The organism is Mesorhizobium sp. M7A.F.Ca.US.006.04.2.1, assembly GCF_004022915.1.
Lineage (GTDB): Bacteria > Pseudomonadota > Alphaproteobacteria > Rhizobiales > Rhizobiaceae > Mesorhizobium > Mesorhizobium ciceri.
On record NZ_RZQA01001429.1, the window covers coordinates 1 to 860 of the forward strand.

The following is an 860-nucleotide window of genomic DNA, read 5'->3' on the forward strand; positions in this document are numbered from 1 at the left end:
GAATAAATATTTCATCATCTGTATATTTTGGTTCTTTCGTTCCGGAATATCTGTTTCAAACAGAGGGTTTGACGTTCCAGCCAACGGCAAGCGTCACCCGGAATAGAAACGACATCAGGGAGAGATTCCCCGGGGAGATCGGGGATTCCGGATAAATCGGTGAAACCGGACTCCAATATGTGGAGGAGAAACACAATGAAGAAATTGATTTTAGGCGTCGCCTTCGCGGCGCTGATGAGTTCATCCGCCCTGGCCGCCAAGGTTGGCGTGTCGATGGCCAAGTTCGACGACAACTTCCTGACCGTGCTGCGCAACGGCATGATCGAGCAGGCCAAGGGCATGAGCGGCGTCGAGTTGCAGGTCGAGGACGCACAGAACGACGTTGCCAAGCAGCTTGACCAGATCAAGAACTTCGCCGCTTCGGGCGTCGACGCCATCATCGTCAACCCGGTCGACACTTCGGCCACGCAGGCGATGTCGGATGCCGCCGCCGCAGCCAAGATCCCGCTGGTCTATGTCAACCGCGAGCCGGTCAACGTCGACACGCTGCCCGACAACCAGGCCTTCGTCGCCTCGAACGAAGCCGATTCCGGCACGCTCGAGACCAAGGAAGTCTGCCGCCTGTTCAAGGAAGCCGGCAAGAAGGAAGCCAATGTCTATGTGATCATGGGCGAGCTTTCCAACCAGGCCGCCGTGCAGCGCACCAAGGACATCGACGATGTGATCGCGACGCCGGATTGCAGCTTCATCAAGATCATCGACAAGCAGACGTCGAACTGGAACCGCGACGAGGCGCAGAACCTGATGACCAACTGGCTGTCGACCGGCAAGCCGTTCGATGGCGTCATCGCCAACAATGA

Annotated in this window: 1 protein-coding gene; it reads left to right on the forward strand. The window is 57.2% G+C overall.

Features of this window, described 5'->3' with window-relative positions; genetic code table 11:
* Positions 1 to 195: 195 nt before the first annotated feature.
* On the forward strand, positions 196 to 860 hold a 665-nt coding region (locus EN925_RS37825; protein WP_164894767.1), incomplete at its 3' end, for a substrate-binding domain-containing protein.